This is a genomic window from Pseudomonas sp. Mn2068 (assembly GCF_049319725.1).
In the GTDB taxonomy this organism is placed as follows: domain Bacteria; phylum Pseudomonadota; class Gammaproteobacteria; order Pseudomonadales; family Pseudomonadaceae; genus Aquipseudomonas; species Aquipseudomonas gingeri.
The window spans coordinates 18,487-43,018 of record NZ_JBMOUG010000003.1 but is presented as its reverse complement, the minus strand read 5'-3'; the positions used below and the strand labels follow the sequence as shown (position 1 = coordinate 43,018).

The 24,532-nt window shown below is 62.6% G+C and carries 21 protein-coding genes; 4 read left to right on the top strand and 17 right to left on the bottom strand.

Annotated elements, in window-relative coordinates; translation table 11 throughout:
• The first annotated feature begins 132 nt into the window (after positions 1-132).
• Positions 133-912, top strand: a complete 780-nt coding sequence (gene fpr, locus ACL9RJ_RS08210; protein WP_003443014.1) for a ferredoxin-NADP reductase — start codon at positions 133-135, stop codon at positions 910-912.
• Positions 913-1,056: 144 nt separating this feature from the next.
• Here the strand turns inward: fpr and tsaA are convergent, their stop codons facing one another.
• The 4 genes from tsaA to ACL9RJ_RS08190 all read right to left on the bottom strand — a co-directional run bounded on the left by tsaA (position 1,057) and on the right by ACL9RJ_RS08190 (position 4,949).
• Complete coding sequence (gene tsaA / locus ACL9RJ_RS08205; protein WP_017127656.1) at positions 1,057-1,752, bottom strand: tRNA (N6-threonylcarbamoyladenosine(37)-N6)-methyltransferase TrmO; 696 nt, start codon at positions 1,750-1,752, stop codon at positions 1,057-1,059.
• Between the two features lie 11 nt (positions 1,753-1,763).
• Positions 1,764-3,377, bottom strand: coding sequence for an NAD(P)/FAD-dependent oxidoreductase (locus ACL9RJ_RS08200; RefSeq protein ID WP_422765127.1), 1,614 nt, complete (start codon positions 3,375-3,377; stop codon positions 1,764-1,766).
• A gap of 108 nt (positions 3,378-3,485) precedes the next feature.
• Positions 3,486-4,157, bottom strand: a complete 672-nt coding sequence (locus tag ACL9RJ_RS08195) for a COG3650 family protein (protein ID WP_422765126.1) — start codon at positions 4,155-4,157, stop codon at positions 3,486-3,488.
• Between the two features lie 192 nt (positions 4,158-4,349).
• Entirely contained in the window at positions 4,350-4,949 is a 600-nt protein-coding gene (locus ACL9RJ_RS08190; protein ID WP_017127659.1) for a short chain dehydrogenase, read from the bottom strand.
• A gap of 104 nt (positions 4,950-5,053) precedes the next feature.
• On the opposite strand from ACL9RJ_RS08190, the gene ACL9RJ_RS08185 reads away from it, so the two are divergent.
• The gene (locus tag ACL9RJ_RS08185) at positions 5,054-5,962 is read left to right on the top strand and encodes a LysR family transcriptional regulator (protein WP_042936050.1); all 909 of its coding nucleotides are present in this window, start codon (positions 5,054-5,056) and stop codon (positions 5,960-5,962) included.
• 144 nt (positions 5,963-6,106) lie between these two features.
• Here the strand turns inward: ACL9RJ_RS08185 and ACL9RJ_RS08180 are convergent, their stop codons facing one another.
• The 9 genes from ACL9RJ_RS08180 to ACL9RJ_RS08140 form a co-directional block, all read right to left on the bottom strand.
• Positions 6,107-6,610: a DoxX family protein gene (locus tag ACL9RJ_RS08180; protein WP_017127661.1), complete on the bottom strand. Its 504-nt coding sequence runs from the start codon at positions 6,608-6,610 to the stop codon at positions 6,107-6,109.
• On the bottom strand, positions 6,607-7,383 hold the full coding sequence (locus ACL9RJ_RS08175; RefSeq protein ID WP_177085838.1) for a DNA-binding domain-containing protein: 777 nt from the start codon (positions 7,381-7,383) through the stop codon (positions 6,607-6,609). Before ACL9RJ_RS08175 ends, ACL9RJ_RS08180 begins: the two co-directional genes overlap by 4 nt.
• Positions 7,380-8,270 (bottom strand): DUF692 domain-containing protein, encoded by an 891-nt coding sequence (locus ACL9RJ_RS08170; RefSeq protein WP_177085840.1) that lies wholly within the window; start codon positions 8,268-8,270, stop codon positions 7,380-7,382. Before ACL9RJ_RS08170 ends, ACL9RJ_RS08175 begins: the two co-directional genes overlap by 4 nt.
• 26 nt (positions 8,271-8,296) lie before the next feature.
• Positions 8,297-8,596: a DUF2282 domain-containing protein gene (locus ACL9RJ_RS08165; RefSeq protein ID WP_017127664.1), complete on the bottom strand. Its 300-nt coding sequence runs from the start codon at positions 8,594-8,596 to the stop codon at positions 8,297-8,299.
• 239 nt (positions 8,597-8,835) lie between these two features.
• A complete protein-coding gene (locus ACL9RJ_RS08160; protein ID WP_017127665.1) occupies positions 8,836-9,537 on the bottom strand; it encodes an ABC transporter ATP-binding protein in 702 nt (233 codons plus the stop codon).
• A complete protein-coding gene (gene livG, locus ACL9RJ_RS08155; RefSeq protein ID WP_017127666.1) occupies positions 9,538-10,305 on the bottom strand; it encodes a high-affinity branched-chain amino acid ABC transporter ATP-binding protein LivG in 768 nt (255 codons plus the stop codon).
• Positions 10,302-11,555 (bottom strand): high-affinity branched-chain amino acid ABC transporter permease LivM, encoded by a 1,254-nt coding sequence (locus ACL9RJ_RS08150; protein ID WP_017127667.1) that lies wholly within the window; start codon positions 11,553-11,555, stop codon positions 10,302-10,304. The genes livG and ACL9RJ_RS08150 overlap by 4 nt, the downstream gene beginning before the upstream one ends.
• Entirely contained in the window at positions 11,552-12,475 is a 924-nt protein-coding gene (gene livH, locus ACL9RJ_RS08145) for a high-affinity branched-chain amino acid ABC transporter permease LivH (protein WP_017127668.1), read from the bottom strand. The genes ACL9RJ_RS08150 and livH overlap by 4 nt, the downstream gene beginning before the upstream one ends.
• A 227-nt stretch (positions 12,476-12,702) precedes the next feature.
• Positions 12,703-13,821 (bottom strand): branched-chain amino acid ABC transporter substrate-binding protein, encoded by a 1,119-nt coding sequence (locus ACL9RJ_RS08140; RefSeq protein WP_017127669.1) that lies wholly within the window; start codon positions 13,819-13,821, stop codon positions 12,703-12,705.
• 347 nt (positions 13,822-14,168) lie between these two features.
• Between ACL9RJ_RS08140 and ACL9RJ_RS08135 the strand changes: the two genes are divergently transcribed.
• A complete protein-coding gene (locus ACL9RJ_RS08135; protein ID WP_017127670.1) occupies positions 14,169-14,474 on the top strand; it encodes a DUF2288 domain-containing protein in 306 nt (101 codons plus the stop codon).
• 119 nt (positions 14,475-14,593) lie between these two features.
• Here the strand turns inward: ACL9RJ_RS08135 and ACL9RJ_RS08130 are convergent, their stop codons facing one another.
• The 3 genes from ACL9RJ_RS08130 to ACL9RJ_RS08120 form a co-directional block, all read right to left on the bottom strand.
• Positions 14,594-16,768, bottom strand: coding sequence for a hypothetical protein (locus tag ACL9RJ_RS08130; protein WP_017127671.1), 2,175 nt, complete (start codon positions 16,766-16,768; stop codon positions 14,594-14,596).
• A gap of 331 nt (positions 16,769-17,099) precedes the next feature.
• Positions 17,100-19,388, bottom strand: a complete 2,289-nt coding sequence (locus ACL9RJ_RS08125; protein WP_042936052.1) for a putative bifunctional diguanylate cyclase/phosphodiesterase — start codon at positions 19,386-19,388, stop codon at positions 17,100-17,102.
• 126 nt (positions 19,389-19,514) lie between these two features.
• Positions 19,515-19,883, bottom strand: coding sequence for a YkgJ family cysteine cluster protein (locus ACL9RJ_RS08120; protein WP_042936054.1), 369 nt, complete (start codon positions 19,881-19,883; stop codon positions 19,515-19,517).
• A gap of 225 nt (positions 19,884-20,108) precedes the next feature.
• Between ACL9RJ_RS08120 and ACL9RJ_RS08115 the strand changes: the two genes are divergently transcribed.
• A complete protein-coding gene (locus ACL9RJ_RS08115; RefSeq protein ID WP_017127674.1) occupies positions 20,109-21,455 on the top strand; it encodes a spinster family MFS transporter in 1,347 nt (448 codons plus the stop codon).
• Positions 21,456-21,606: 151 nt separating this feature from the next.
• Here the strand turns inward: ACL9RJ_RS08115 and rapA are convergent, their stop codons facing one another.
• Entirely contained in the window at positions 21,607-24,453 is a 2,847-nt protein-coding gene (gene rapA, locus ACL9RJ_RS08110) for an RNA polymerase-associated protein RapA (RefSeq protein WP_017127675.1), read from the bottom strand.
• Positions 24,454-24,532 lie beyond the last annotated feature (79 nt).

The following is a 24,532-nucleotide window of genomic DNA, read 5'->3' as shown; positions in this document are numbered from 1 at the left end:
ATATAACCGATAACCCTTATCTTGATAATTAATTTAACAGATATTGTCGCCGGCATTAGAATGCTATGCAATCGCGCGTCTTGATAGCTGCCCATTGACAGCGCAGACCCAATTTCCAGGAGCCCCACCCCAATGAGCAACATGAATCACGAGCGTGTCCTCAGTGTTCACCACTGGAACGACACCCTGTTCAGCTTCAAGTGCACCCGCGACCCGGGCCTGCGCTTCGAAAACGGTCAGTTCGTGATGATCGGCCTGCAACAGCCTAACGGCCGGCCGCTGATGCGTGCTTACTCGATAGCCAGTCCGAACTGGGAAGAGCATCTCGAATTCTTCAGCATCAAGGTGCCGGACGGTCCGTTGACCTCCCAGTTGCAGCACCTGAAGGAAGGCGACGAGATCATCATCAGCAAGAAACCCACGGGGACCCTGGTGCTCGACGACCTCAAGCCGGGCAAGCACCTGTACCTGCTGAGCACCGGTACCGGCCTGGCGCCGTTCATGAGCGTGATCCAGGATCCGGAAACCTACGAGCGTTTCGAAAAAGTGATCCTGTGCCACGGCGTGCGTTACGTCAACGAAGTCGCCTACCGCGAATTCATCACCGAGCACCTGCCGCAGAACGAGTTCTTCGGCGAGGCCCTGCGTGACAAGCTGATCTACTATCCGACCGTGACCCGCGAGCCGTTCGAGAACGAGGGGCGCCTGACCGACCTGATGCGCAGCGGCAAGCTGTTCAGCGATATCGGCCTGCCGCCGATCAACCCGCAGGACGACCGCGCCATGCTGTGCGGCAGCCCGAGCATGCTCGACGAGACCAGCGAAGTGCTCAACAGCTTCGGCCTGAAGGTTTCGCCGCGCATGCGCGAACCGGGTGACTACCTGATCGAGCGCGCCTTCGTCGAAAAATAGGCCCTGGCCTGGTGGTGTGGGAGCGCAGCTCGCCGGCGAAGCCTTGAGCGCCCGGAAGGGCCTCTTCGCCGGCGAGCCGGCTCCCACAGAAAAAAGCCCGCGTTGCCTTCCCAGGCAACGCGGGCTTTTTCGTTTATGGCGCTCCTAGCGGGCGGGAACCACTTCCAGGACACGGATCACGCCCGCTTGCGGGTAATGCCAGCGCACATCCAGGTCCCAGAACCGGGCGCCGTACTCGCGTTCGGGCGTCGGGGTCTGGTAGGCCGGGCGCGGGTCCTGTGCCAGGCATTGCTCGATCAACGCGACCAGGGGCTCTTCCAGGCGCAGGGCGTGGCCCTGGGCCTGTTGCAGGGCCGTATCCGTCCACTGCACGGGAATCAGCCCTGGCGCTGCGCTGGCGATGTCGTTGACGGCACCGGCAACATGGTCGGCGTAGGGCACATAGGGCTTGATATCGAGAATCGGCGTGCCATCCAGCAGATCGATGCCCGAGATCCACAACCGATGGCCTTCGACCTTGTCCAGCCTGACCACGGACTGGCCGATGCCGTTCGGCCTGTGGGTCGCGCGGGTGGCGAAGACCCCGATGGATTTGTTGCCCCCCAGGCGCGGCGGGCGGACCTTGAGCCGTGGCTTGTCCTCCAGGGCCTGGTGGAACAGGAACAGCAGCCAGACATGGCTGACCTGTTCCAGTCCCTGGACCGCATCGCCCTGGTCGAACGGTGCCACCAGTTCCAGTACGCCCCGTGCCGCCGGCGCCAGTTGTGGCTGGCGCGGGATGGCGAACTTCTCCTTGAAGCAGGAGCGGACGAAACCGATGGGCGAGACGCTATAGCTCATGACGGCCGGCCTCAGGCCTCGATCCTCAGGATATCCCGGGCCACGGCTTCGGCGATGCGAATGCCGTCGACGCCAGCCGAGAGGATCCCGCCGGCATAACCGGCACCTTCGCCGGCCGGGAACAGGCCCTTGACGTTCAGGCTCTGCATCGACTCGTTGCGGGTGATGCGCAACGGTGACGAGGTGCGGGTTTCGATGCCGGTCAGGACCGCATCGTGCAGCGAGTAGCCCTTGATCTGGCGTTCGAAGGCCGGCAGGGCCTCGCGGATGGCTTCGATGGCGAAGTCCGGCAAGGCCAGCGCCAGGTCGCCCAGGGCCACCCCGGGCTTGTAGGACGGCTCGACGCTGCCCAGCGCGGTGGAGGGTTTGCCGGCGATGAAGTCGCCGACCAGCTGCGCCGGCGCCTCGTAGTTGCTGCCGCCGAGCACGAAGGCATGGGACTCCAGGCGCTCCTGCAGCTCGATACCGGCCAGCGGGCCACCCGGATAATCCACCTCGGGGGTGATGCCGACGACGATGCCGGAGTTGGCATTGCGCTCATTGCGCGAGTACTGGCTCATGCCGTTGGTCACCACCCGGTTCGGCTCCGAGGTGGCGGCGACGACGGTGCCGCCGGGGCACATGCAGAAGCTGTAGACCGAACGACCGTTCCTGGCGTGGTGCACCAGTTTGTAGTCGGCGGCGCCCAGTTTCGGGTGCCCGGCGTACTTGCCCAGGCGGGCGCTGTCGATCAGCGATTGCGGGTGTTCGATGCGGAAACCCACCGAGAACGGCTTGGCTTCCATGTACACGCCACGGCTGTGGAGCATGCGGAACGTGTCGCGGGCGCTATGCCCCAGCGCCAGGATCACATGGCGCGAGTCCAGCTGTTCGCCGCTGTCGAGTACCACGCCGGTCAACTGGCCGTCGTCGATCAGCACGTCGGTGACCCGTTGCTGGAAGCGCACTTCGCCGCCCAGGGCCTCGATCTGCTGGCGCATGTTCTCGACCACGCCGGTCAGGCGGAAGGTGCCGATATGCGGTTTGCTGACGTAGAGGATTTCTTCCGGCGCCCCGGCCTTGACGAACTCGTGCAGGACCTTGCGACCGTGGTGTTTCGGGTCCTTGATCTGGCTGTACAGCTTGCCGTCGGAGAAGGTCCCGGCGCCGCCCTCGCCGAATTGCACGTTGGATTCGGGGTTGAGCACGCTTTTGCGCCACAGGCCCCAGGTGTCCTTGGTGCGCTGGCGCACTTCCTTGCCGCGTTCGAGGATGATCGGCTTGAAGCCCATCTGTGCCAGCAGCAGGCCGGCGAAGATCCCGCAGGGACCGAAGCCGACGACGATCGGGCGGGTGCCGAGGTCGGCCGGCGCCTGGCCGACCACGTGGTAGCTGACATCCGGTGCCGGGTTGACGTTGCGGTCGTCGGCGAACTTCTTCAGCAGGGCTTCTTCGCCCCGGGCCGAGAGGTCGATGGTGTAGATGAAGCACAGCTCGGACGACTTCTTGCGGGCATCGTAGCTGCGCTTGAACAGGGTGAAATCGAGCAGGTCATCGCTGGCGATGCCCAGGCGCTGCACGATGGCGGGCCGCAGGTCTTCATCGGGATGGTCGATCGGCAGCTTGAGTTCGGTGATTCGTAACATGACAGGGTCCAGTGTGCGGGCCACGCGGGCGCGCCGGCTTTACAACAAACCGGTGATTATAAGCCCCAACGGGTGTTTTCCGTGAGGCTTGAATGGCAGCTCGTCGAATCAGTCGTTACGTGCGCCGCCGAAAACGCCGCAACCACGCTGGACCTGGCCATTGACCCGCAACTCGGCGCTCAGGCTCTGGACGCTGCCGGTGACGCTGTCGACGCAGCGCTGGGGCGCGACCCACAGCTCGATACGCTGGTTGTTGCCTTCGGTGCTCAGGCTGAAACGGCCGTCACCCAGCTGTTCTTCCAGGTAGGGCAGGACGATGGCCGGTTGCTTGTCGCGTTCGAGGACCAGGCCGCTGCCGCTGGCCTTGAACGACCAGTCCGGACCATGGCCGCTGGCGATCACGGTCTGGCGCTTGAAGTCGGGATCGCCGCAGGTGCCGGTGCCGCGCTCCAGGCGATAGATCTGTTGCAGGTTCATCTGGCCGTCGGAGCCGTCGGCCTTGCTCGCGGAAAAGCTGCCGCGCAGGTCGGCGAACAGTTTGCCGGGCTTGCTCGCCAGGCTGGCGGCCTCCTGGGCGATGCTGGTGTTGCCGCTGTCGTTGATGACAAAGCGACGTTGTTCCTGGCACGGCTGGAACACCAGCTTGCCGTCGACGTTGCTGAGCTCGCCTTGCATGCGGCTCAGGCCGGCGGTGGAGTTCGACGGTTGCGGGGCGAGCATCTGGCACCCGGCGAACAGGGGCAGCAGGGCAAGGAACATGAGGGAACGGGCGGCATGCATCGTGGGGTCTCCTGGCAAGTGCCGCCACGTTACTCAGGCTGGGCGAGCATCACAAGTCCGGCAGACGATGACGCGCCCTCTGTAGGAGCCGGCTTGCTGGCGATCCGCCGCAGGCGGCCATTCAGTGAGATCTTCTGGTGGCGGCATGACTGCGATCGCCAGCAAGCCGGCTCCCACTGGATGTGTTTCCTCTCAGCCGACGTGATAGGTCTGGCCAGTCTGCAGGCCTTCCACGCTCTTGGCATAGGCGAGGGCCACGTCCGCCGCCGGCACCGGTTTGAAGCCGCGGAAATAGGGGGCGTAGCTGCCCATGGCCTCCACCAGCACGTTCGGGCTGACCGAGTTGACGCGCAGGCCGCGTGGCAGCTCGATGGCGGCGGCCTTGACGAAGCCGTCGATGGCGCCGTTGACCAGGCTGGCAGAGGCCCCGGTGCGGATCGGATCGCGGTTGAGGATGCCGCTGGTGAGGGTGAACGACGCGCCGTCATTGGCGTATTCGCGCCCGATCAGTACCAGGTTGACCTGGCCCATCAGTTTGTCCTGCAGGCCAAGGGCAAAGTCCTTTTCGCTCATGTCGGCCAGCGGGACGAAATTCACGTTGCCGGCGGCGCAGACCAGGGCATCGAACTTGCCGGTCTGCTCGAACAGTCTGCGAATCGATGCGCTGTCGCTGATATCCACGTGCAGGTCACCGCTGGTGCGGCCGATCCTGATGATCTCGTGACGAGGGGCCAGCTCTTTTTCGATGGCCGAGCCGATGGTGCCCTGGGCGCCAATCAAAAGAATTTTCATCCTGCGGTTCCTCCAGTGAGTGGTTGAGCTTTTAGTCTAGAGTGGATTTTTCCGCAGATAAGCGTGCTAATAGGCAACCTTTGGTTTTCTTTTGGAAACAATCCGTGAGTGAAATGGATGATCTGGCGGCGTTTGCCGTGCTGGTCGAGGCGGGCAGCTTTACCCTGGCTGCCCAGCAACTGGGTTGCAGCAAGGGGCAGTTGTCCAAGCGCATCAGCCAACTGGAGGCGCAATTCTCCGTGGTGCTGCTGCACCGCACCACGCGACGCCTGAGCCTGACCGCCGCTGGTGCGGCCTTGCTGCCCCAGGCCCAGGCGCTGGTGATGCAAGTGGAGCGGGCGCACCAGGCCCTGGCCCGGCTCAAGGACGATATCGCCGGTCCCGTCCGCATGACGGTCCCGGTGTCCCTCGGGGAGACCTTCTTCGACGGACTGTTGCTGGAGTTTTCCCGGGACTATCCCGACGTCCAGATCGAACTGGACCTGAATAACGGTTTCCGCGACCTGGCCCGTGAAGGCTTCGATCTGGCGATCCGTACCGAGGTCGGCAGCGACGAGCGCCTGGTGGCCCGGCCGTTGCTGGTCATGACCGAACTGACCTGCGCCAGCCCCGCCTATCTGGAGCGCCACGGCGAGCCGCGCACACCCCAGGAATTGGCCAGCCACCGTTGCCTGCTCAACAGCCACTACAGCGGCCGCGAGGAGTGGCAGTACCACCGTGAACATGAATTGCTGCGGGTACGGGTCGCCGGCCCCTTTGCCAGCAATCACTACAGCCTGTTGAAAAAGGCCGCACTGGTGGGCGCCGGCATCGCCCGCCTGCCGTCCTATGTCCTCCCCGCGGAGCTGGCGGACGGCCGCCTGCGCTGGTTGCTGCGGGACTACCGCACCCGCGATATGCCGTTGTACCTGGTGCACCCTTACCAGGGCGGTTTGCCGCGGCGTACCCAGGTATTGGCCGACTACCTGATCGGTTGGTTCAAGCGCAGCGGCGAGGCCCTGGATCGGTTGTAGGTATCAATCCTGAAACAACGCAAACCTGGTAGGAGCTGGCTTGCCAGCGATGAGGCCCTTGAGCCATGCGGTGTCCGTCCAGGCGCTATCGCCGGCAGGCCGGCTCCTGCAAGGACCGCGTCACGCCGAGGAGGGTGCAATCAATCAGCGGTAGCGTCTGGCAATCAGCTGATCGATGGAGAACACTCCCGGTCCCTTGGCCATCAGCAGCAACAGGATGGCCATCCAGGTGCCGTGGGTCGGGTAGGCGTCCGGGTAGACGAACAACTGGATGGTCAGGGTCATGCCGAACAGCGCCAGCGCCGAGAAGCGTGTGGCGAAACCCAGCAGGATCAGCACCGGGAAAAAGTGTTCGCCGAACGCGGACAGATGGGCGGCGATTTCCGGTGACAGCAGCGGCACCTTGTATTCACTGGCGAACAGCGGAATGGTCGAGTTGGCGAGGCGCGGCACGCCCAGGTCAAAAGTGCCTGAGACCAGGTCGATGGCAAAACCCTGGACCTTGGTCTGTCCCGACTTCCAGAACACGGCGGCAATGGAGAAACGGGCGACAAAGGCAATCAGGCTGTAGGGGATCATCTCGAACAGCTGGATGATCCGCCCGATCAGGCGCGCGACGGGATTCTGCGATTCAGTGCGAGTGTTCATGGTCGGGCCTTTTCTTCTGATTGCAGGTGGATGATGGCGCTGTGGCGAATCAGCAGGGCGAGCGCCTGGCTGGGGTCGAACCCGGCACTGGCTTCTGCGGCGCGGACGATGGCCTCGCCCAGCGGCGCGTCGTTTTGCAGGCTCTGGATAAACGCCAGGGTGCCGCTGTCGATCCTGAATACTTCGACTTGCCAGTGCTGGCGCAAGACCAGCGCTGCTTCGCCCTGTGTCGGGTCGACCTGATCCAGGCGGTGCTCGCCCTGGTGGGTCTGCCATAACGACACTACGGCATGGGCTGAATCCAGCACGGCGAGAGCGGGGTGCAGGTGCATGCGCAACGTGACCAGGGACTCCGGGTCGGCAAGGTAGTGGCCGATGTGTTCCGGGCTGACCGGCGTCGCATCGGCGGCGTGATAGGCGTTGATCCGCAAGCGCTCCAGGCGGGCGACATCGGCCAGGTAAGGCACGCTCGCCGCCGGGGCGAAGTCCTGGATAAAGTCGCCGAAGTCCTGGCCGTAATGGTTGAGGATCGGGCTGCGAGGCGGGCATTGCCGGAGGTAGAGGCCGGCCATGGCACGGAAGAACGCCTCGCCGACCAGTTTCATGACCACCGGGTAGCTGTCCGCCAGGGCATTGATCAGCGAGCCCTGGACATTGTTGCGGTACACCGCGAAACGACTGGCCGGATCGGCCCCGTTGACGCTGCACAGGCCGGGTGGGCAGGGCAGTTGCGGGTCGAGCAGCGCGGCGCTGAAGCGGGCCTGGTCGCTCATCGGCGCACCTCGGCTCGATCCAGCAGCGATTGGGCCTGCGCGGCTTCGCCAAGGAGCACGGCAAAGGCCGGCAGCTGGTTGTCGCGTTCGATCAGGGTCGGCTTCGCGCCGATCTTCGCCAGCACCTGTTGATAGAGGGCCCAGACCGCCTGGTCGATGGGCGCGCCATGATCGTCGATCAGCAGCCGGTCGCCGAGGTTGTCGGCGTCCTCGGCAAATCCGGCCAGGTGGATTTCTCCCACCGCGTGCAAGGGCAGCGCTTCGATATAGGCCCACGCGTCGCGCTGGTGGTTGATGCTGGAGACATAGACGTTGTTCACGTCCAGCAACAGCCCGCAACCGGTACGGCGGATGATTTCGCTGATGAAGTCCGCCTCGTCCAGGGTCGAGCGCTCGAACTGCAGGTAGGTGGCCGGGTTCTCCAGCAACATCGGGCGTTTCAAGGTGCTTTGGACCTGGTCGACATGTTCGCAGACCCGCCGCAGGGTGGCCTGGTCATAGGCCAGTGGCAGCAGGTCGTTGAGAAACACCGGGCCGTGGGTCGACCAGGCCAGGTGTTCGGAAAAGGACTGGGGCTGGTAGCGCTCGATCAGCAACGCCAGGCGCTCGAGGTGTTGCTTGTCCAGTGGGCCTTCGGTGCCGATGGACAGGCCGACGCCATGCAGCGACAGCGGATACTGTTCGCGGATCAGGCCCAGGTAATGGTGAAACGGTCCGCCGGCGACCATGTAGTTTTCGGCGTGGACCTCGAAGAAACCGAGGTCGGGGCGGGTTTCCAGGACCACCTGGAAGTGTTCGGCCTTGAGCCCCAGCCCGCAGCGGGCTGGGAGCCCGGCGCCAATGGCCTGAGCGGGATGATGGGCAGTGGATTGCAGTAGCGTGGACATCTTCGGCGCTCAGGCTGGTAGGAGAATCAGGCCGCTGGGCCCTGTTTCAGGCTGCCCATGCCGTTCGGGGTCTTGATGGTTTCGCAGGTACCGGCGGGGACGAGTTTCCAGGCGTTGGCCTGGTAGTCCTTGGCCGACGTGCCGGCGCAGCTGGTGCCGGCGCCCGCGGCGCAATCGTTCTGGCCCTTGAGGGCCACGCCGTAGCATTTTTCCATTTTGGCGGCGTCGTCGGCATGCGCGGTCATCGGCAAGGCAGCCATGCTCAGGGCGGAACCGAGGGCCAGGGCGAGGGTGGCGGCGGACAGGGTGCGGGAAGTGGTGCTCATGGTCGATCTCCGATGGTTATCAATGATGGAAGCAGTGGTTGGATGGGTTTCATTGCGTTCCTGCCTTACTTGAGCGGCGAGGGCGGGGTTTGTTACAGCATGCTGCAAAAATAATCGATTATTTTTCGGCGGAGTATAAAGATCCGCTCTCCCGGCGTTTGCGCGGGCAAAGAAAAGCCCCGAATGATCGGGGCCTGTCCTTGGAGCGGTGTATCAGGGCCTGCCTGTTACGGGGCGGATCAACCACCCAGGTAGGCTTCGCGTACCTTGGGATCGGTCAGCAGGTCGTTGCCGCTGCCTTCCATCACCACCCGGCCGTTTTCCAGCACATAGGCGCGGTCGGCGATTTTCAGCGCCTGGTTGGCGTTCTGCTCCACCAGGAACACCGTTACACCGTCCTTGCGCAGTTGTTCGATGATATCGAAGATCTGCTGGATGATGATCGGTGCCAGGCCCAGCGAAGGCTCGTCGAGCAGCAACAGCTTGGGCTTGCTCATCAGCGCCCGGCCGATGGCGAGCATCTGCTGTTCGCCGCCGGACATGGTGCCGCCGCGCTGGCTGAAGCGTTCCTTGAGCCGTGGGAACAGCTCCAGGACCTTGTCCATCTGCGCCTGGTAGTCGCCCTTGTCGGTGAAGAAACCGCCCATGGCGAGGTTTTCCTCCACGGTCAGGCGCGAGAACACGCGACGGCCTTCCGGCACCACCGCGATGCTCTTGCGCATGATCTGCGAGGATTCCTGTCCCACCAGCTCTTCGCCCATGTAGCGGATGCTGCCGCTGTGGGCCCGTGGCGAGCCACAGAGGGTCATCAGCAGGGTCGACTTGCCCGCGCCGTTGGCACCGATCAGGGTGACGATCTCCCCCTGGCGAACCTCCACGTTGACGCTGTGCAGGGCCTGGATCTTGCCGTAGAAGGTGGAAACGTTTTCGAATTGCAGCATTTACGCTTCCCCCAGGTAGGCTTTGATCACTTCAGGATTGTCGCGGATCTGTTGTGGCGTGCCGTCGGCCAACGGCGTGCCCTGGTTGATCACGACGATATGGTCGGAAATGCTCATGACCAGTTTCATGTCGTGTTCGATCAGCAGGACCGTGACGTTGTGTTCCTCGCGCAGCACGCTGATCAGCGCCTTGAGGTCGTCGGTTTCCCGTGGGTTGAGGCCTGCCGCGGGCTCGTCGAGCATCAGGATCCGCGGGCGGGTCATCATGCAGCGGGCGATTTCCAGGCGGCGTTGCTGACCGTAGGCCAGGGTGCCGGCCGGGCGGTTGGCGAACTCGGTCAGGTTGACCTTGTCCAGCCAGTACGCGGCGTATTCCATGGCTTCGCGCTCGCTCTTGCGGAACGCTGGGGTCTTGAACAGACCGGCCAGGAAGTTGGTGTTGAGGTGACGGTGCTGGGCGATCAGCAGGTTCTCGACCGCGGTCATGTCCTTGAACAGACGCACGTTCTGGAAGGTCCGCACCACGCCCTTGCGGGCGATCTCGTGGCCGGCCAGGCCCTGGATCGGCTGGCCGTCGAGCAGGATGCTGCCGGCGCTCGGCTTGTAGAAACCGGTCAGGCAGTTGAACACCGTGGTCTTGCCGGCGCCGTTCGGGCCGATCAGTGCCACCACCTGTTTTTCCTGGACGGTCAGGGCCACGCCGTTGACCGCCAACAGGCCGCCGAAGCGCATGCTCAGGTTTTCTACTTTCAGGATCTCACGGCTCATTTGCGCAGCTCCATGTGTGGACGTTGCATGGGCAGCAGACCTTGTGGACGCCAGATCATCATCAGCACCATCAGGGCGCCGAACATCAACATGCGGTATTCACTGAACTCACGCATCATTTCCGGCAGCAGGATCATCACGATGGCCGCCAGGATCACGCCCAGTTGCGAGCCCATGCCACCGAGCACGACGATGGCGAGGATGATCGCCGACTCGATGAAGGTGAAGGACTCCGGCGTCACCAGCCCCTGGCGCGCGGCGAAGAAGCTGCCGGCGAAACCGGCGAACGCGGCGCCGAGGGTGAACGCCGACAGCTTGATCACGGTCGGATTCAGGCCCAGGGCCCGGCAGGCGATCTCGTCTTCACGCAACGCTTCCCAGGCACGGCCGATCGGCATGCGCAGCAGGCGGTTGATCACGAACAGCGCGAGCAAGGCCAGCACCAGGGCCACCAGGTACAGGAACACCACCTTGCTCACCGGGTTGTAGTCCATCCCGAAGAACTCGTGGAAAGTCCGCATGCCTTCGGCGGCGGTGCGGTCGAACGACAGGCCGAAGAAGGTCGGCTTGGGAATGTTGCTGATGCCGTTGGGACCGCCGGTGAGGTCGGTGAGGTTACGCAGGAACAGCCGGATGATTTCGCCGAAGCCCAGGGTCACGATGGCCAGGTAGTCGCCACGCAGGCGCAGCACCGGGAAGCCCAGCAGGAAGCCGAAGGTGGCGGACATCAGGCCGGCGATCGGCAGGCAGATCCAGAAGCTCCAGCCGAAGTAGTGCGACAGCAGCGCGTAGCTGTAGGCGCCAACGGCGTAGAAACCCACGTAACCCAGGTCGAGCAGGCCGGCCAGGCCGACCACGATGTTCAGGCCCAGGCCCAGCAGCACGTAGATCAGGATCAGGGTGGCGATGTCGACCGCGCCGCGCGAGCCGAAGAACGGCCAGATCAGGGCGGCCACGATCAGGCCGATGATGATCCAGCGCTGGGTACGCGGCAGGGTCAGGAACTGGCCGACCTTGGGCGAGACCAGCGGGCCCCGGGACGACTTGAACATCGCACTGAACTGTTCGCTGAACAGCACGCGCAGGAACATCAGCACCGAGCAGAGGGCGATAATGGTCAGGGTCACGGGACCGGTGCCATGCACTTCGAGATTGATCCCGACGATGCTCAGCTTGAGGCCGAGTACCGGAAAGGCCACGGCCCATACCAGCAAGGCGCTGAAGAACGCCGATTTGAGATATCTGTTCATACTTTCTCAACCTCCGGACGGCCCAGAATGCCGGTCGGCCGGAACAACAGCACCAGAACCAAAAGACCGAACGCCACCACGTCCTTGTACTGGTCGCCGAACACGTCGGCGCCAAAGGCCTCGGCCACCCCCAGCACCAGCCCGCCGAGCATGGCGCCCGGAATGCTGCCGATGCCGCCCAGGACTGCCGCGGTGAAGGCCTTCAGGCCCACCAGGAAGCCGGCGTTGGGGTTGATCACGCCGTATTGCATGCTCAGCAGCACGGCGGCGACTGCCGCGAGGGCGGCGCCGATGACGAAGGTCAGGGCGATGATGTTGTTGGTATTGATGCCCAGCAGGTTGGCCATCTTGATGTCTTCGGCGCAGGCGCGGCAGGCGCGGCCCAGGCGTGAACGGGAGATGAACAGGGTCAGTCCGGTCATGGCCACCAGGGTCACGACGAATACCAGGACCTGCATGTAGGAAATCAGCACTTCCTCTGCGCCGCCCGGACCGAAGGAGAAACTCCCCGGGATCAGGTTGGGGATGGACTTGTCCTTGGAATCCTGGGACAGCAATACGGTGTTCTGCAGGAAAATCGACATGCCGATGGCGGAAATCAGCGGAATAAGACGGTTGCTGCCACGCAGGGGGCGGTAGGCAACGCGCTCGATACTGTAGCCATAGGCACTGGTCACGACGATCGTCGCGATGAACGCGGCGGTCATCAACAGCGGCAGTGAGTGGATGCCCAGCATGGCCAGCCCGGCAAGGACGATGAAGGCCACGTAGGAACCAATCATGTACACCTCGCCATGGGCGAAGTTGATCATTCCAATAATGCCGTAAACCATTGTGTAGCCAATGGCTATCAAGGCATAGGTGCTGCCAATGGTCAGGCCATTAACCAGCTGTTGGAAGAAGTGATAGATCTCAGGCATTACAGCGCTCCTAAAAACCCGATACGCATTTCACTGGTGGAGTCATGTTCCGGCCCGGTGCCGTGGTCTGTGGCCACGTTGGCACGAGCGTTTGCCAGCGAACCGCTGGTGACGGTTTTAAGATTTTCAGGTGAGCCAGCTCCCGGATCGCGGGTGTCGGGCCCATAAACCTCGTAAAATAAAGCCCACTGTTCGCACAGTGGGCTTCTTGACCTGTCAGGCCTGACTTACTGAGGGGAAACTTCGGTTTTCGGTTTGCCGAAGTGCCACTGGTAGACCACGAACTTGAAGTCCTTCAGGTCGCCCTTGGCGTCGAAGCTCAGGTCGCCGGTCGGGGTCTTGAAGGTACCGGCGTGGATGGCGGCTGCCACCTTGGCGGTGTCTTCGCTCTTGGCCGCGGTGATGCCACCGGCGATCAGCTCGACAGCGGAGTAGGCCGGGAACACGAACGGACCGCTCGGGTCCTTGCCGTCGGCCTTGATGGCGTCAGCGATGGCCTTGTTCTGCGGATCCGCATCGAAGGATTTCGGCAGGGTCACCAGCAGGCCTTCGGAAGCGTCCTGGGCGATCTGCGAGATGGAGTCGTTGCCGACGCCTTCCGGACCCATGAACTTGGCGTTCAGGCCCTTTTCCTTGGACTGGCGCAGGATCAGGCCCAGCTCAGGGTGGTAGCCGCCGTAGTAGACGAAGTCGACGTTGGCTTGCTTGAGTTTCTGGATGATCGAGGAGAAGTCCTTGTCGCCGGCGTTCAGGCCTTCGAAGACCGCAACTTTCACGCCTTTCTTCTCGAGGGTCTGCTTGACCGCGGTGGCGATGCCTTCACCGTATTGCTGCTTGTCGTGCAGCACGGCAACCACTTTCGGCTTGACGTGGTCGGCGATGTAGTTACCGGCGGCAGGGCCCTGGGCGCTGTCCAGGCCGATGGTACGGAAGACCAGCTTGTAGCCGCGATTGGTGATGTCCGGGCTGGTGGCGGCCGGGGTGATCATGATCACGCCTTCGTCTTCGTAGATGTCCGAAGCCGGCTGGGTGGAGCTGGAGCAGAGGTGACCGACCACGAACTTGACGCCGTCGTTGACCACTTTGTTGGCTACGGCCACGGCTTGTTTCGGATCGCAGGCATCGTCGTATTCAACGGCTTCGAGTTTTTTGCCATCCACGCCGCCCTTGGCGTTGATGTCCTTGATGGCCTGTTTCGCGCCCGTGAACTGCATGTCACCGTACTGGGTCACCGGGCCGGTCTTCGGGCCGGCGATGCCGATCTTGATGGTGTCTGCAGCGAAAGAATGGCTGGCGATACCGGCCAGAACCATAGCGGCGAACAGTTTGGAAATCTGCTTAGTCATTAGTGCTCCACTCTTGCTGTTGTAATTTTTATAGTCCTGACGCCAAGGCAGCAGAACCGGGTTTGAGAACCCCGATTTTCCCCGGCAACTGTACCGATACAGTTTAGAGCGCCCGTCAATCGCTTGAATAGCGGGCAGCCAAGGGCAAAATCGGAGGATGTCGCTTAAATGAAAGAAAAAGACAGAATAGCGGCGGATTGCCATGCAGATTGTTATCTGGATGTTGCTGACCTTCACGACAATCCCTGGCTCCCTGGTTCCTCTTTCACCCCAACCATTTGCATCCGGGTTTTTCTGCCTGAGTCGCGACGTTATGATTGCGCCGATTTTTTCTCAGGTAGAAACCCATGATTCAAGAACCTAGCACCCTCTATGCCAAGCTGCTTGGAGAAACTGCATCTATTCGCTGGGAAGAGCTGCAACCGTTCTTTGCCCGGGGTGCCCTATTGTGGGTCGAACCGTCGCTGGATTTGATCGCGGCGGCCGAGGCCATGGCCGAGAACCAGGCCGACAAAGTGGCGGGCTGGCTGGCTGCCGGGGAGCTTGCCAAGGTGTCTGAAACGCGGGCGCAGGATCTTTTCGAGCGTGACCCGGACCTGTGGGCGGTGGTGGTGTCGCCCTGGGTGATGATCCAGGAAAGGGCAGAAAAATAATTTATCGCACTGTAATAGTGCATATGCCTTGTGCGTTTATGGCCTACGAGTGTGTAGGCCAGTAACCGCGCCGAACAGTAATGGCAGTTTGCCCGTGGAGAAAATCCACAGGCTCCTGGCTAGTACTCGGTTTTACCCGTGTGGTTGTTCAGCGAAATGACCCGGGTCTTGCCGATGCGATGGCGGTAGATCTCGCGCAGGTACTTGATGGCCTTTTTCACGCAATCGCGGGACAGGCGGATATCGTTGATCGAGACGAACTTGTCCTTGTCGTTGATCAGCTCGCGATACTTCTTCTCGTACATCGGCTTGATCGCATACCAGTTGGTATCGAGGATCTTCGCCGGGTTCTCGAACTCGTTGAGCAACTCGTCGATATGCCCTTCGTCGAACTCGTCGCGGGTGATGAAGTCCAGCATCGAGTTGTCCAGCGTATCGTCGAAACGGTACGGGTTGCGGGCGAAGCAGCGCTTGATGAAGGCCACGATCAGGGTCAGGAAGTCATCCGACAGGCACGGGCTCTTGGCGATCAGGGTGGTCAGCGACAGGTTGGCCGAGGCACCGATCACCAGCGCGTAGCGCTTGAGCGTGGTGTTGGGGAACAGGCTGTTGAGATGGGTCTTGAGCCGGTTCAGGTCCATGTAGGACAGTTTGTAGTCCTTGGGCAGCGAAACGATCGACACCACCGACGAGCAGTTCTTGAAGAAGTGCAGGTCATGCAGGGCCGCCGCGTCATAACCCGAGGCCTTGTACTGTTCCAGGGCCGCACGGTAGCGCTTGGACTCGATCGGCAGCAGGCTGATGCCTTCGATCGCCTGGGTGACCTTGTTGAAGTGCGGCAGGTCGATGGAGCGGAAGAACAGGTCGTCGATGTTCAGACGCTGCGGTTCTTTCTCGAACACTTTGAATTTATCGCTGGTGGGCGCCGGCTGTTCCGGTACCACGGACTCGGCGTAGGCAATCGCCACCGGACCGGCCAGGCTCATGAACAGGTCGTTGGCATCCAGGCGGATGGTCTCGCCGATGTCGATGCCGGCACGCCGGAAATAGTTCTGGTCGTAGTCGGTGGTCACGGCCTGGGCCGTGAGGATATTGAAGATCTGCTGGGAGATGTACTGGTTGGCGTGCTTCTCCATGGCATTGACATCAATGTTCTGGATATTGCCATCATCGTTCTCTTCGGCGTAACGCATGATGTCGTTGGAGATCAGCATCATCGCGTTCCACGGGCGGATACGGCCCATGACGCTGGCTTCGCTGCTGTCTTCATTGTCGAAGTTGTACGAGAAGTCCCATTCTTCGGACAGGTACTTGCAGAGCAGGCGACCGGCGTTGATATGCAGGGCCTCGGACATTTCGCTGCGATGGTCGGAGATGTTCGGCAGCACGCAGATGCCGCTGGTGAAGATCGGCTCGAAGACGAAGGAGTGGCCGCTCTTGCTGTCGTGCTCGTCCATCGGCTTGGTATCGAACGTCTTGTTCATGTACGAATACTGCTGGGCCAGGCCGAACTCCGAGGCCATGCCCGAACCGGTACCGCCGCCGGCACTGAAGATCGAGAAGTACAGGCGCGACTGGTTGGCCTTGATGCCGCAGGAGTCGATCAGGTACGAGTGGATCATCTTCCAGTCGGGGCTGGAAAAACGCTGGGTGTCCTTGTTCAGGATGATCTTGGCCAGGTACTGGCCGAGGATCGGCGCGTTACCGGCACCGCCGGCATGGACTTCCGACAGGTCCATGATCTTCATTTTGCTGTAGTCGCGGATAAAACCGCTTTTCTCGCCCTTGCGGGAGAAGCGGATGCGTCCGGCGATGTCCTTGTCCAGGTCGCCAAGCATCACCAGCGGTTCCACCAGGAACACCGGCTTGGCTGACTTGTTCTGCACCAGGCGCAGGTTGTTGCGGATCCACTGCGCGGGGCGATAGCCCTTGTCGGTGGATTTGTCGTCGTTATTGAACTCGTTGAGGTAGAACTTGCGCGCGTTGTACACCAGTTCGGCGACGTCCAGCGCAATGTTCGAACCGCAGCGGCCCAGGCCGATCAGGCAGACCGAAGGGAATTCCTGCTCGCGGCGCGCTTCGTTTTCACCTTCCGGATGGGGCGAGCGCGGGAAGACCATGTCGCGCAGGCCGTCGAGGTTATCGAGAATACGATCCGTATTGGTTTCAGTGAAATAAAGGTACTGCTGCGTCGCCAGTGGACGCGGTGGGGAATAGGCCTTGTAAGGTTTTTCCGCGACGGTTGGCAACATCAGATCGGATACTGGGTTGGCCGGGTTGTTTTTAGAGGTCATTGTGCGCCATATACCTGGTCTGGTTAGGCGGTCGAGGAGATATCAACGCGCCATCACGGAGTGAGAGATCGCGACTTTACCGCGCGATATTGGCTTGAGCGATAGGGTTTTACCCTAGGCTCACCTAGGGGCGATCCTTGCTTGAATACCGTTGAATCGGCCAATAATTGGCGTTCTTTAATTGACGGGGAACTTTTTGTGAATTTTGTACTACCTTCCCCCGGCGCAGCCGGTCACGGCCTGCCTGACCGCGCACGCCGGTGAGCGGATATCGACCGGGCACTACCGTTCAACGAGTGCCGATCAATGAACGCTGGTCAACGAACGCTGCTCAACGAATAGGTCGCACGCTTGATATGCCGGCATGGGCGCCAGGAGGGTCGGCAAAAAGGTCCCGTGACGTCGGCACATCGGTGTCGCGGGCCGTTGTCACCGGAGTGAGCGGCGCCGGGGTGTGCTGGCGGCGCTGGTTTAGCTGCTTGAGGACCGGTTGCAGGTCTTCCAGGCGCACCGGCCGGCTGAGCAGGTAGCCCTGGACGTAGTCGCAGTTGTACTGGGCCAGGAAGTCGTATTGCTGGGGCGTCTCGACGCCCTCGGTGACCACCTGCAGGTGCAGGGTATGGGCCATGACGATGATCGCCTGGACGATCTCCATGTCCTGGGTCGACTTGGGAATGTCGAGGATGAATGAACGGTCGATCTTCAGGGTATTGAGTGGCAGGCGCTTGAGGTAGGCCAGGGACGAGTAGCCAGTGCCGAAGTCGTCGATGGACAACGACACGCCGAGGGTGCGGATCTGTCGCAGCAGTTGCAGGGTGTTGGCGATATTGCCCATCAGGGCGTTTTCGGTGACTTCCAGTTCCAGTCGATCAGGTGGAACGCCGGCGGCCCGCAGCGCGCTTTCGATCTCATCGGCAAGTTCTTCGCGGGCCAGGTTCAGCGCCGAGCAGTTCACGGCGATTTTCAGTTCGCCGCAACCCTGCTCGGAGAGTCTGGCCAGGTCCTGGCAGGCCTTGCGCAATACCCAGTTATCCAGCTCGGCGATCAAGCCGTTGGCTTCGGCGATCCCGATGAAGCGATCCGGCGACAGCAGGCCGTGCTGGGGGTGTTGCCAGCGTACCAGGGCTTCGAGCTTGGCGACCTGGCCGGTCTTCACTTCATAAATGGGTTGGTAGAACAACTGCAATTCGTTGCCTTCGCGCAGGGCGTGGCGCAGTTCCTCCTCCAGTTGCAACTCCAGGGTGGCGCGGGTTTTCAGGTTGGAACTGAAGAAGTGCAGGCTGTTGCGCCCCGCACCCTTGGACTGGTACAGCGCCAGGTCGGCGTTCTTCAGCAGTTCTTCGCAGGACTTGCCGTCTTCGGGGAAGACGCTGATGCCGATGCTGGTGGTCATCACCATGCGCCGTCCGGCCAGTTCGATGGGCTCTTTCATCTTCTGCATGATGCGCTGGGCCATGTGCCGCGCTTCGTCGCGGTTGTGCAGGCTGATCAGGATGCAGAATTCGTCGCCGCCAAAGCGGGCGACCACGTCGTCATGGCTGCGGGTAGCGGCCTTGATATGTCCGGCGATGACCTTGAGCAGTTCGTCGCCGGCATCATGGCCGAGGCTGTCGTTGATGCGCTTGAAATGGTCGATATCGAGGAACATCACCGCCAGCATGCCGCCGTTGCTGCTGCGCTCGATCAGCTTCTCGGCAAAGATCTGATTGAAACCGCGACGATTGATCAGGTTGGTCAGGGCGTCGTAGTGGGCGACCTGGGCCAGCGACATGCGGGCCTGGTCCAGTTGGCTGAGCAGGGCATTGACCCGGCGCAGGTCGTGCTCCTTGTTCTGCAGTTTCTTGTCCGCCAGGGCCGCGCTGATGCTGCTGCCGATGATCAGCAAGGCGATCACGGCGATGGTCATGCCCAGTTGCAGGTGGTTGTTCTCCACGGCGGCGGGCAGGGCACTGCCTGCGGGCAGCATCAGGTGCAATGACCACATGCCGGTGAAATGCATGCTGACGATACCGGCGCCCATGACCAGGCTGGCGGTGTACTTGAGCAGTTGATGCCACATGCCGCTGCCGTTGGTGAAATGCCGGGCCAGCAACAGCGCCGCGAGGCTGGCGCCGATGGCGATCGCCACCGACAGGCCGACCAGGGCCGGCTGGTAATACTGCACCGCGCTCGAGCGCATGGCCGACATGCCGACGTAATGCATGGCGGCGATGCCCAGTCCCATGAACACGGCCGCCCGCAGTGTCTGCGAGGCACGCAGTTCGGCGCGGCCGAGGGTGTGCATGGCGAGGAATGACGCGAACAGGGCAATCAACAGCGAGGCGAGGGTGGTGGGCAGGTCGTAGCGCACTTCGATGGGCGCCTGGAACGCCAGCATGCTGATGAAGTGCATGGTCCAGATGCCGCCTGCCAGGCAGCAGGTGCCGATCCAGCGCCAGAGCCGCTGTTGTGCCGGTTTCTCTACATGACCGACGCGCTCGGCCATGTCCAGCGTGGCAAAGCTGGCTGCACAGGCGACCAGGTAGGCCAGCATGACCAGCAATGGATTGTGGCTGCAATTGAGGAGCAGGTGCCCACTATCGGGAAGTCCGTTAACAAAATGCAAACCCTGCCATTCCATAGCATGCCCTGTACCGACGCATTGGACAGCCGACGCCTCAAGCATCGGCCAACGCATTGGAGTATAGAGTGTCACTCATGGCTGCAAGCGCTAATGGCAGAGTGCTCCCAATGATTTGGGAATGGCCTAGATAGCGATTGGTACTAAGGCGGCTTTCTGTTCCGGCTCCAGCGGGGCCAGGCCGAAGGCGGCCCGGGCGGCATCGCAGCGCTCGTTGGGCTCGTTGTCGACCCAGGCGGCTTCGAACTCACGGCAGGGGCTGGAGCGCTCGTGATAGATCGAGCAACTGACCTCTTCTCCGACTTCGCCCCTGAGTGCCGTGCAGCGCGGGTTGCGCGCTTCGGTGCCGAGCATGGCGACGCGGCTCGGGCTGATCTGGGTGACCAGTTCGTCGGGCACCAGCCCGCCGCCCGAGACACACTCACCCCAGTAGAACGACACGCGAAAATAGGCACAGCAGGCACCGCAATTCAGACACGGATTAGCATCAGGCATGGGAGGTCAACGGAGGAAGGAGGGAAGGGGGGAATCCATCGCCATTCTAGGCTTCGGCCACGGCTTTGTAAGGGGGGATTACAAGTATTTTTCAGCGCCCGGGGCAGGGCCTCCATTGCCCGGTATCAGCGCCGCGAATGGTGGCAGACAGACCCGGTCGCGCTGACTAGATTGAGGGCTCCGGGCCTGGCATTGAAGCCCTTATAACAATAAAGAGACGGACCCATGCAGAACTCGACCCAAGCGGCGAATGCCTGGCGCATTCTGTTCCTGCTGTTTCTCGCCAACCTGTTCAATTTCTTCGATCGGACCATTCCGGCGATCATCATCGAGCCGATCCGCATGGAATGGCACCTGAGCGATTTCCAGATCGGCATCATCGGTACCGCCTTCACCATCGTCTATGCCATCGCCGGCCTGCCCCTGGGGCGCATGGCCGACAACGGGTCGCGCAGCAAGCTGATGGGCTGGGGCCTGGCGGTGTGGAGCGGGCTGACGGCAGTCAATGGCCTGGTGGGCAGCTTCTGGACTTTCCTGCTGGTGCGCATGGGCGTTGGTATCGGTGAAGCCAGCTATGCGCCGGCGGCCAACTCGCTGATCGGCGACCTGTTCCCGGCGCATCGACGCGCCAGGGCGATGGGGATCTTCATGCTCGGCCTGCCACTGGGGCTGCTGCTGGCCTTCTTCACCATCGGAGCGATGGTCAAGGCCTTCGACAGCTGGCGGGCGCCATTCTTTATCGCGGCGGTGCCGGGGTTGCTCCTGGCCGTGTTCATGTTCTTCATCAAGGAACCGAAACGCGGCGCGGCGGAAACCGTGAAGGTCTCCCAGGAACGGATCGAGCGTCCGGTGCGGCGCCTGATGGCGATCCCGACCTTTCTCTGGCTGGTCCTGGCCGGGTTGACCTTCAACTTCGCCACTTATGCCTGCAACTCGTTCCTGGTGCCGATGCTGCAACGTTATTTCCTGATGCCGTTGCAGGAGGCGGCGGTGGCCACCGGCCTGATCGTCGGTGTGACCGGGCTGTTCGGGCTGACCCTGGGCGGTTGGGTGGCGGACAAGATCCACCAGCGTGTCGCCAACGGTCGCCTGCTGTTCGCGGCCGGCAGCCTGGTGGTCTCGACCTTGACCACCGCCTGGGCGCTGCATGCCGGGCGGATCGAGATCGGGGTGTTCGTGGCGGTGTTCAGCGTCGGTTGGCTGTTTGCCTATAACTTCTATACCTGCGTCTACACCGCGATCCAGGACGTGGTCGAGCCGCGGCTGCGGGCGACGGCGATGGCCGTGTATTTCGCGGGGTTGTATCTGCTCGGTGGTGGCCTGGGGCCGGTGGTGGTCGGATTGTTGTCCGATCATTTCGCCCATGCGGCGATGCTGGCGGCGGGGGCACAGCAGATGACCGAGGCGTTCAAGGCCGTGGGCCTGCATGACGCGATGTACCTGATACCGGGGGCGTTGTTGCTGACCCTGCTGTTCCTGTTCCAGGCAGCCCGGTGTTTCAGCAAGGATGCGCAGCGCATGCGCGAGGGGATGGCCGCGGATGAGCCGGGCACGGCGCCTGTGGCAGTTTGACTCTGAACCTTGCAGGGACCGGCTTGCCGGCGATTGGGGACCTCATGGCTTGCGTTGCCCATGATGACCTCATCGCCGGCAAGCCGGCTCCTACAGATTGGAGACCAGGTCTGGAGGAGCGGGCAGGCGCTGGCGAGAGCGCCCCGGTGGATCAGCCAGCCACCAGCACCCGGATCGCTTCCAGGCGCAGCGCGGCTTTTTCAAGCATCGCCAGGCCCTGTTCCCGTTGCTGACGCAGCGCCACCAGCTCGCTGTCGCGCACGGTCGGGTTGACCGCCTGCAACGCGGTCAGGCGCGCCAGTTCTTCATCGGTATCCGCCGCCAGGCGCCGTTGCGCTTCGGCCACGCGCTCGGCGTGGCGTGGCGCGATCTTCGCTTCGCCAGCGTTGATCTTCGGCGTCAGGCTGTCGCGCTGGGCCTGGATGAACTTGTTGGCGCTGGCCCGTGGCACGCTTTCCAGCTGGTCGTTCAGGGTTTCGAAGGCGACACGGGTCGACAGGTCGTTGCCGTTGGCGTCCAGCAGGCAGCGCAGGGCGGCTGGCGGCAGGTAGCGGCCCAGTTGCAGCGAGCGCGGGGCAACCACTTCACTGACGTACAGCAGTTCCAGCAACACGGTGCCGGGTTTCAGCGCCTTGTTCTTGATCAGCGCCACGGCGGTGTTGCCCATCGAACCGGACAGCACCAGATCCATGCCGCCCTGCACCATCGGGTGCTCCCAGGTGATGAACTGCATGTCCTCGCGTGACAGCGCCTGGTTGCGGTCGTAGGTGATGGTCACGCCTTCGTCGTCGCCCAGCGGGAAGCTGGCGTCGAGCATCTTCTCGCTCGGTTTGAGGATCAGGGCGTTTTCCGAGTGGTCTTCGCTGTCGATGCCAAAGGCGTCGAACAGGGTTTCCATATAGATCGGCAGGGCGAACTGATCGTCCTGCTCATGGATCGCCTCGACCAGCGCATCGCCTTCGCCGGCGCCGCCGGAGTTGAGTTCCAGCAGGCGGTCGCGACCGGTATGCAGCTCGGCCTCCAGGCGCTCGCGCTCGGTGCGGGCTTCGTCCACCAGTGCTTGCCACTCGCCATCGTCGCCACCTTCGAGCAGCGGCAGCAGGCGCGGGCCGAACTGGTGCTGCAGGGCGTTGCCGGTCGGGCAGGTGTTGAGGAAGGCGTTCAGCGCTTCGTGGTACCACTGGAACAGGCGCTCTTGCGGGCTGGTCTCCAGGTACGGCACGTGCAACTCGATCACGTGTTTCTGGCCGATCCGGTCGAGACGACCGATCCGCTGTTCCAGCAGGTCCGGGTGCGACGGCAGGTCGAACAGCACCAGGTGATGGGAGAACTGGAAGTTGCGGCCTTCACTGCCGATTTCCGAGCAGATCAGTACCTGGGCGCCGAATTCCTCGTCGGCGAAGTAGGCTGCGGCACGGTCCCGCTCGAGGATGTTCATGCCCTCGTGGAACACTGTCGCCGGAATGCCGGAGCGCACGCGCAGGGCGTCTTCCAGGTCCATGGCGGTTTCCGCGTGGGCGCAGATCACCAGCACCTTGGTGCGCTTGAGCATTTTCAGCTGGTCGATCAGCCACTCGACGCGCGGGTCGAAGCGCCACCAGCGTTCTTCCTCGCTGGCGTCCGGCTGGGACTGGAAGCTGACTTCCGGGTACAGCTCGGCGTGTTCGCCCAGCGGCAGTTCCAGGTATTCGTCCGGGTTCGGCAGCGGGTAGGCGTGCAGCTTGCGCTCCGGGAAACCCTGCACCGCGGCGCGGGTGTTGCGGAACAGCACGCGGCCGGTGCCATGGCGATCCAGCAGTTCGCGGACGAGGCGGGCGCTGGCTTCGGTATCGCCGTCGTTGACTGCGGTGAGCAGGGCTTCGCCTTCGTCGCCGAGGAAACCCTGGATGGTCTTGTGCGCCGCCGGGGAGAGACGGCCCTGGTCCAGCAGTTCCTGCACCGCTTCGGCCACCGGGCGATAGTTTTCGCTTTCGGCGCGGAAGGCTGCCAGGTCGTGGAAGCGGTTCGGGTCGAGCAGGCGCAGACGGGCGAAGTGGCTGTCCTGGCCCAGTTGTTCCGGGGTGGCGGTCAGCAGCAGGACGCCGGGAATGGTCTCGGCCAGTTGCTCGACCAGGGCGTATTCCGGGCTGACCTGATCTTCATGCCAGACCAGGTGGTGCGCCTCGTCGACCACCAGCAGGTCCCAGCCGGCGGCGAACAGCGCATCCTGGGCCTTCTCGTCCTCGACCAGCCATTCCAGGGCCACCAGGGCCAGTTGGGTGTCTTCGAACGGGTTGCTGGCATCGCTTTCGATAAAGCGTTCGGCATCGAACAGCGCGACCTGCAGGTTGAAGCGCCGGCGCATTTCCACCAGCCACTGGTGCTGGAGGTTTTCCGGCACCAGGATCAGGACGCGGCTGGCGCGACCGGAAAGCAGTTGGCGATGGATCACCAGGCCGGCCTCGATGGTCTTGCCCAGGCCCACTTCGTCCGCCAGCAGGACCCGTGGCGCGATACGGTCGGCGACTTCACGGGCGATGTGCAGCTGGTGCGCGATGGGTTGTGCGCGGACACCGCCCAGGCCCCAGAGCGAGGACTGCAACTGGCGGCTGGTGTGTTCCAGGGTGTGGTAGCGCAGGGAGAACCAGGCCAGCGGGTCGATCTGCCCGGCGAACAGGCGGTCGCTGGCCAGGCGGAACTGGATGAAGTTCGACAGCTGGGTTTCCGGCAGCGTGACGACTTCGTTCTGCGCGTTGAGGCCATGGTAGACCAGCAGTCCGTCGACATCGTCGACTTCGCGCACGGTCATCTTCCAGCCTTCGAAGTGGGTAATGGTGTCCCCGGGCGAGAAACGCACACGGGTGAGAGGCGCATTCCTTAGCGCGTACTGGCGAGTGTCGCCAGTGGCCGGATAGAGCACGGTCAACAAGCGGCCGTCCTGTGCCAGAACGGTGCCCAAACCCAGCTCGGCTTCGCTGTCACTGATCCAGCGTTGCCCCGGTTGATACTGCTGCGCCATGCTGCCTGACTCCCGCCTTGAAAAAGCCGACTATCTTAACGGAATCGGCGCTTTCAGGCCAAAGGCTCTTGCTCTCTTG

Coding starts and splice junctions, on each gene's coding strand:
- fpr (WP_003443014.1), top strand. CDS start 133: ATGAGCAACATGAATCACGAGCGTGTCCTCAGTGTTCACCACTGGAAC.
- tsaA (WP_017127656.1), bottom strand. CDS start 1,752: ATGAGCTATAGCGTCTCGCCCATCGGTTTCGTCCGCTCCTGCTTCAAG.
- ACL9RJ_RS08200 (WP_422765127.1), bottom strand. CDS start 3,377: ATGTTACGAATCACCGAACTCAAGCTGCCGATCGACCATCCCGATGAA.
- ACL9RJ_RS08195 (WP_422765126.1), bottom strand. CDS start 4,157: ATGCATGCCGCCCGTTCCCTCATGTTCCTTGCCCTGCTGCCCCTGTTC.
- ACL9RJ_RS08190 (WP_017127659.1), bottom strand. CDS start 4,949: ATGAAAATTCTTTTGATTGGCGCCCAGGGCACCATCGGCTCGGCCATC.
- ACL9RJ_RS08180 (WP_017127661.1), bottom strand. CDS start 6,610: ATGAACACTCGCACTGAATCGCAGAATCCCGTCGCGCGCCTGATCGGG.
- ACL9RJ_RS08175 (WP_177085838.1), bottom strand. CDS start 7,383: ATGAGCGACCAGGCCCGCTTCAGCGCCGCGCTGCTCGACCCGCAACTG.
- ACL9RJ_RS08170 (WP_177085840.1), bottom strand. CDS start 8,270: ATGTCCACGCTACTGCAATCCACTGCCCATCATCCCGCTCAGGCCATT.
- ACL9RJ_RS08165 (WP_017127664.1), bottom strand. CDS start 8,596: ATGAGCACCACTTCCCGCACCCTGTCCGCCGCCACCCTCGCCCTGGCC.
- ACL9RJ_RS08160 (WP_017127665.1), bottom strand. CDS start 9,537: ATGCTGCAATTCGAAAACGTTTCCACCTTCTACGGCAAGATCCAGGCC.
- livG (WP_017127666.1), bottom strand. CDS start 10,305: ATGAGCCGTGAGATCCTGAAAGTAGAAAACCTGAGCATGCGCTTCGGC.
- ACL9RJ_RS08150 (WP_017127667.1), bottom strand. CDS start 11,555: ATGAACAGATATCTCAAATCGGCGTTCTTCAGCGCCTTGCTGGTATGG.
- livH (WP_017127668.1), bottom strand. CDS start 12,475: ATGCCTGAGATCTATCACTTCTTCCAACAGCTGGTTAATGGCCTGACC.
- ACL9RJ_RS08140 (WP_017127669.1), bottom strand. CDS start 13,821: ATGACTAAGCAGATTTCCAAACTGTTCGCCGCTATGGTTCTGGCCGGT.
- ACL9RJ_RS08135 (WP_017127670.1), top strand. CDS start 14,169: ATGATTCAAGAACCTAGCACCCTCTATGCCAAGCTGCTTGGAGAAACT.
- ACL9RJ_RS08130 (WP_017127671.1), bottom strand. CDS start 16,768: ATGACCTCTAAAAACAACCCGGCCAACCCAGTATCCGATCTGATGTTG.
- ACL9RJ_RS08125 (WP_042936052.1), bottom strand. CDS start 19,388: ATGGAATGGCAGGGTTTGCATTTTGTTAACGGACTTCCCGATAGTGGG.
- ACL9RJ_RS08120 (WP_042936054.1), bottom strand. CDS start 19,883: ATGCCTGATGCTAATCCGTGTCTGAATTGCGGTGCCTGCTGTGCCTAT.
- ACL9RJ_RS08115 (WP_017127674.1), top strand. CDS start 20,109: ATGCAGAACTCGACCCAAGCGGCGAATGCCTGGCGCATTCTGTTCCTG.
- rapA (WP_017127675.1), bottom strand. CDS start 24,453: ATGGCGCAGCAGTATCAACCGGGGCAACGCTGGATCAGTGACAGCGAA.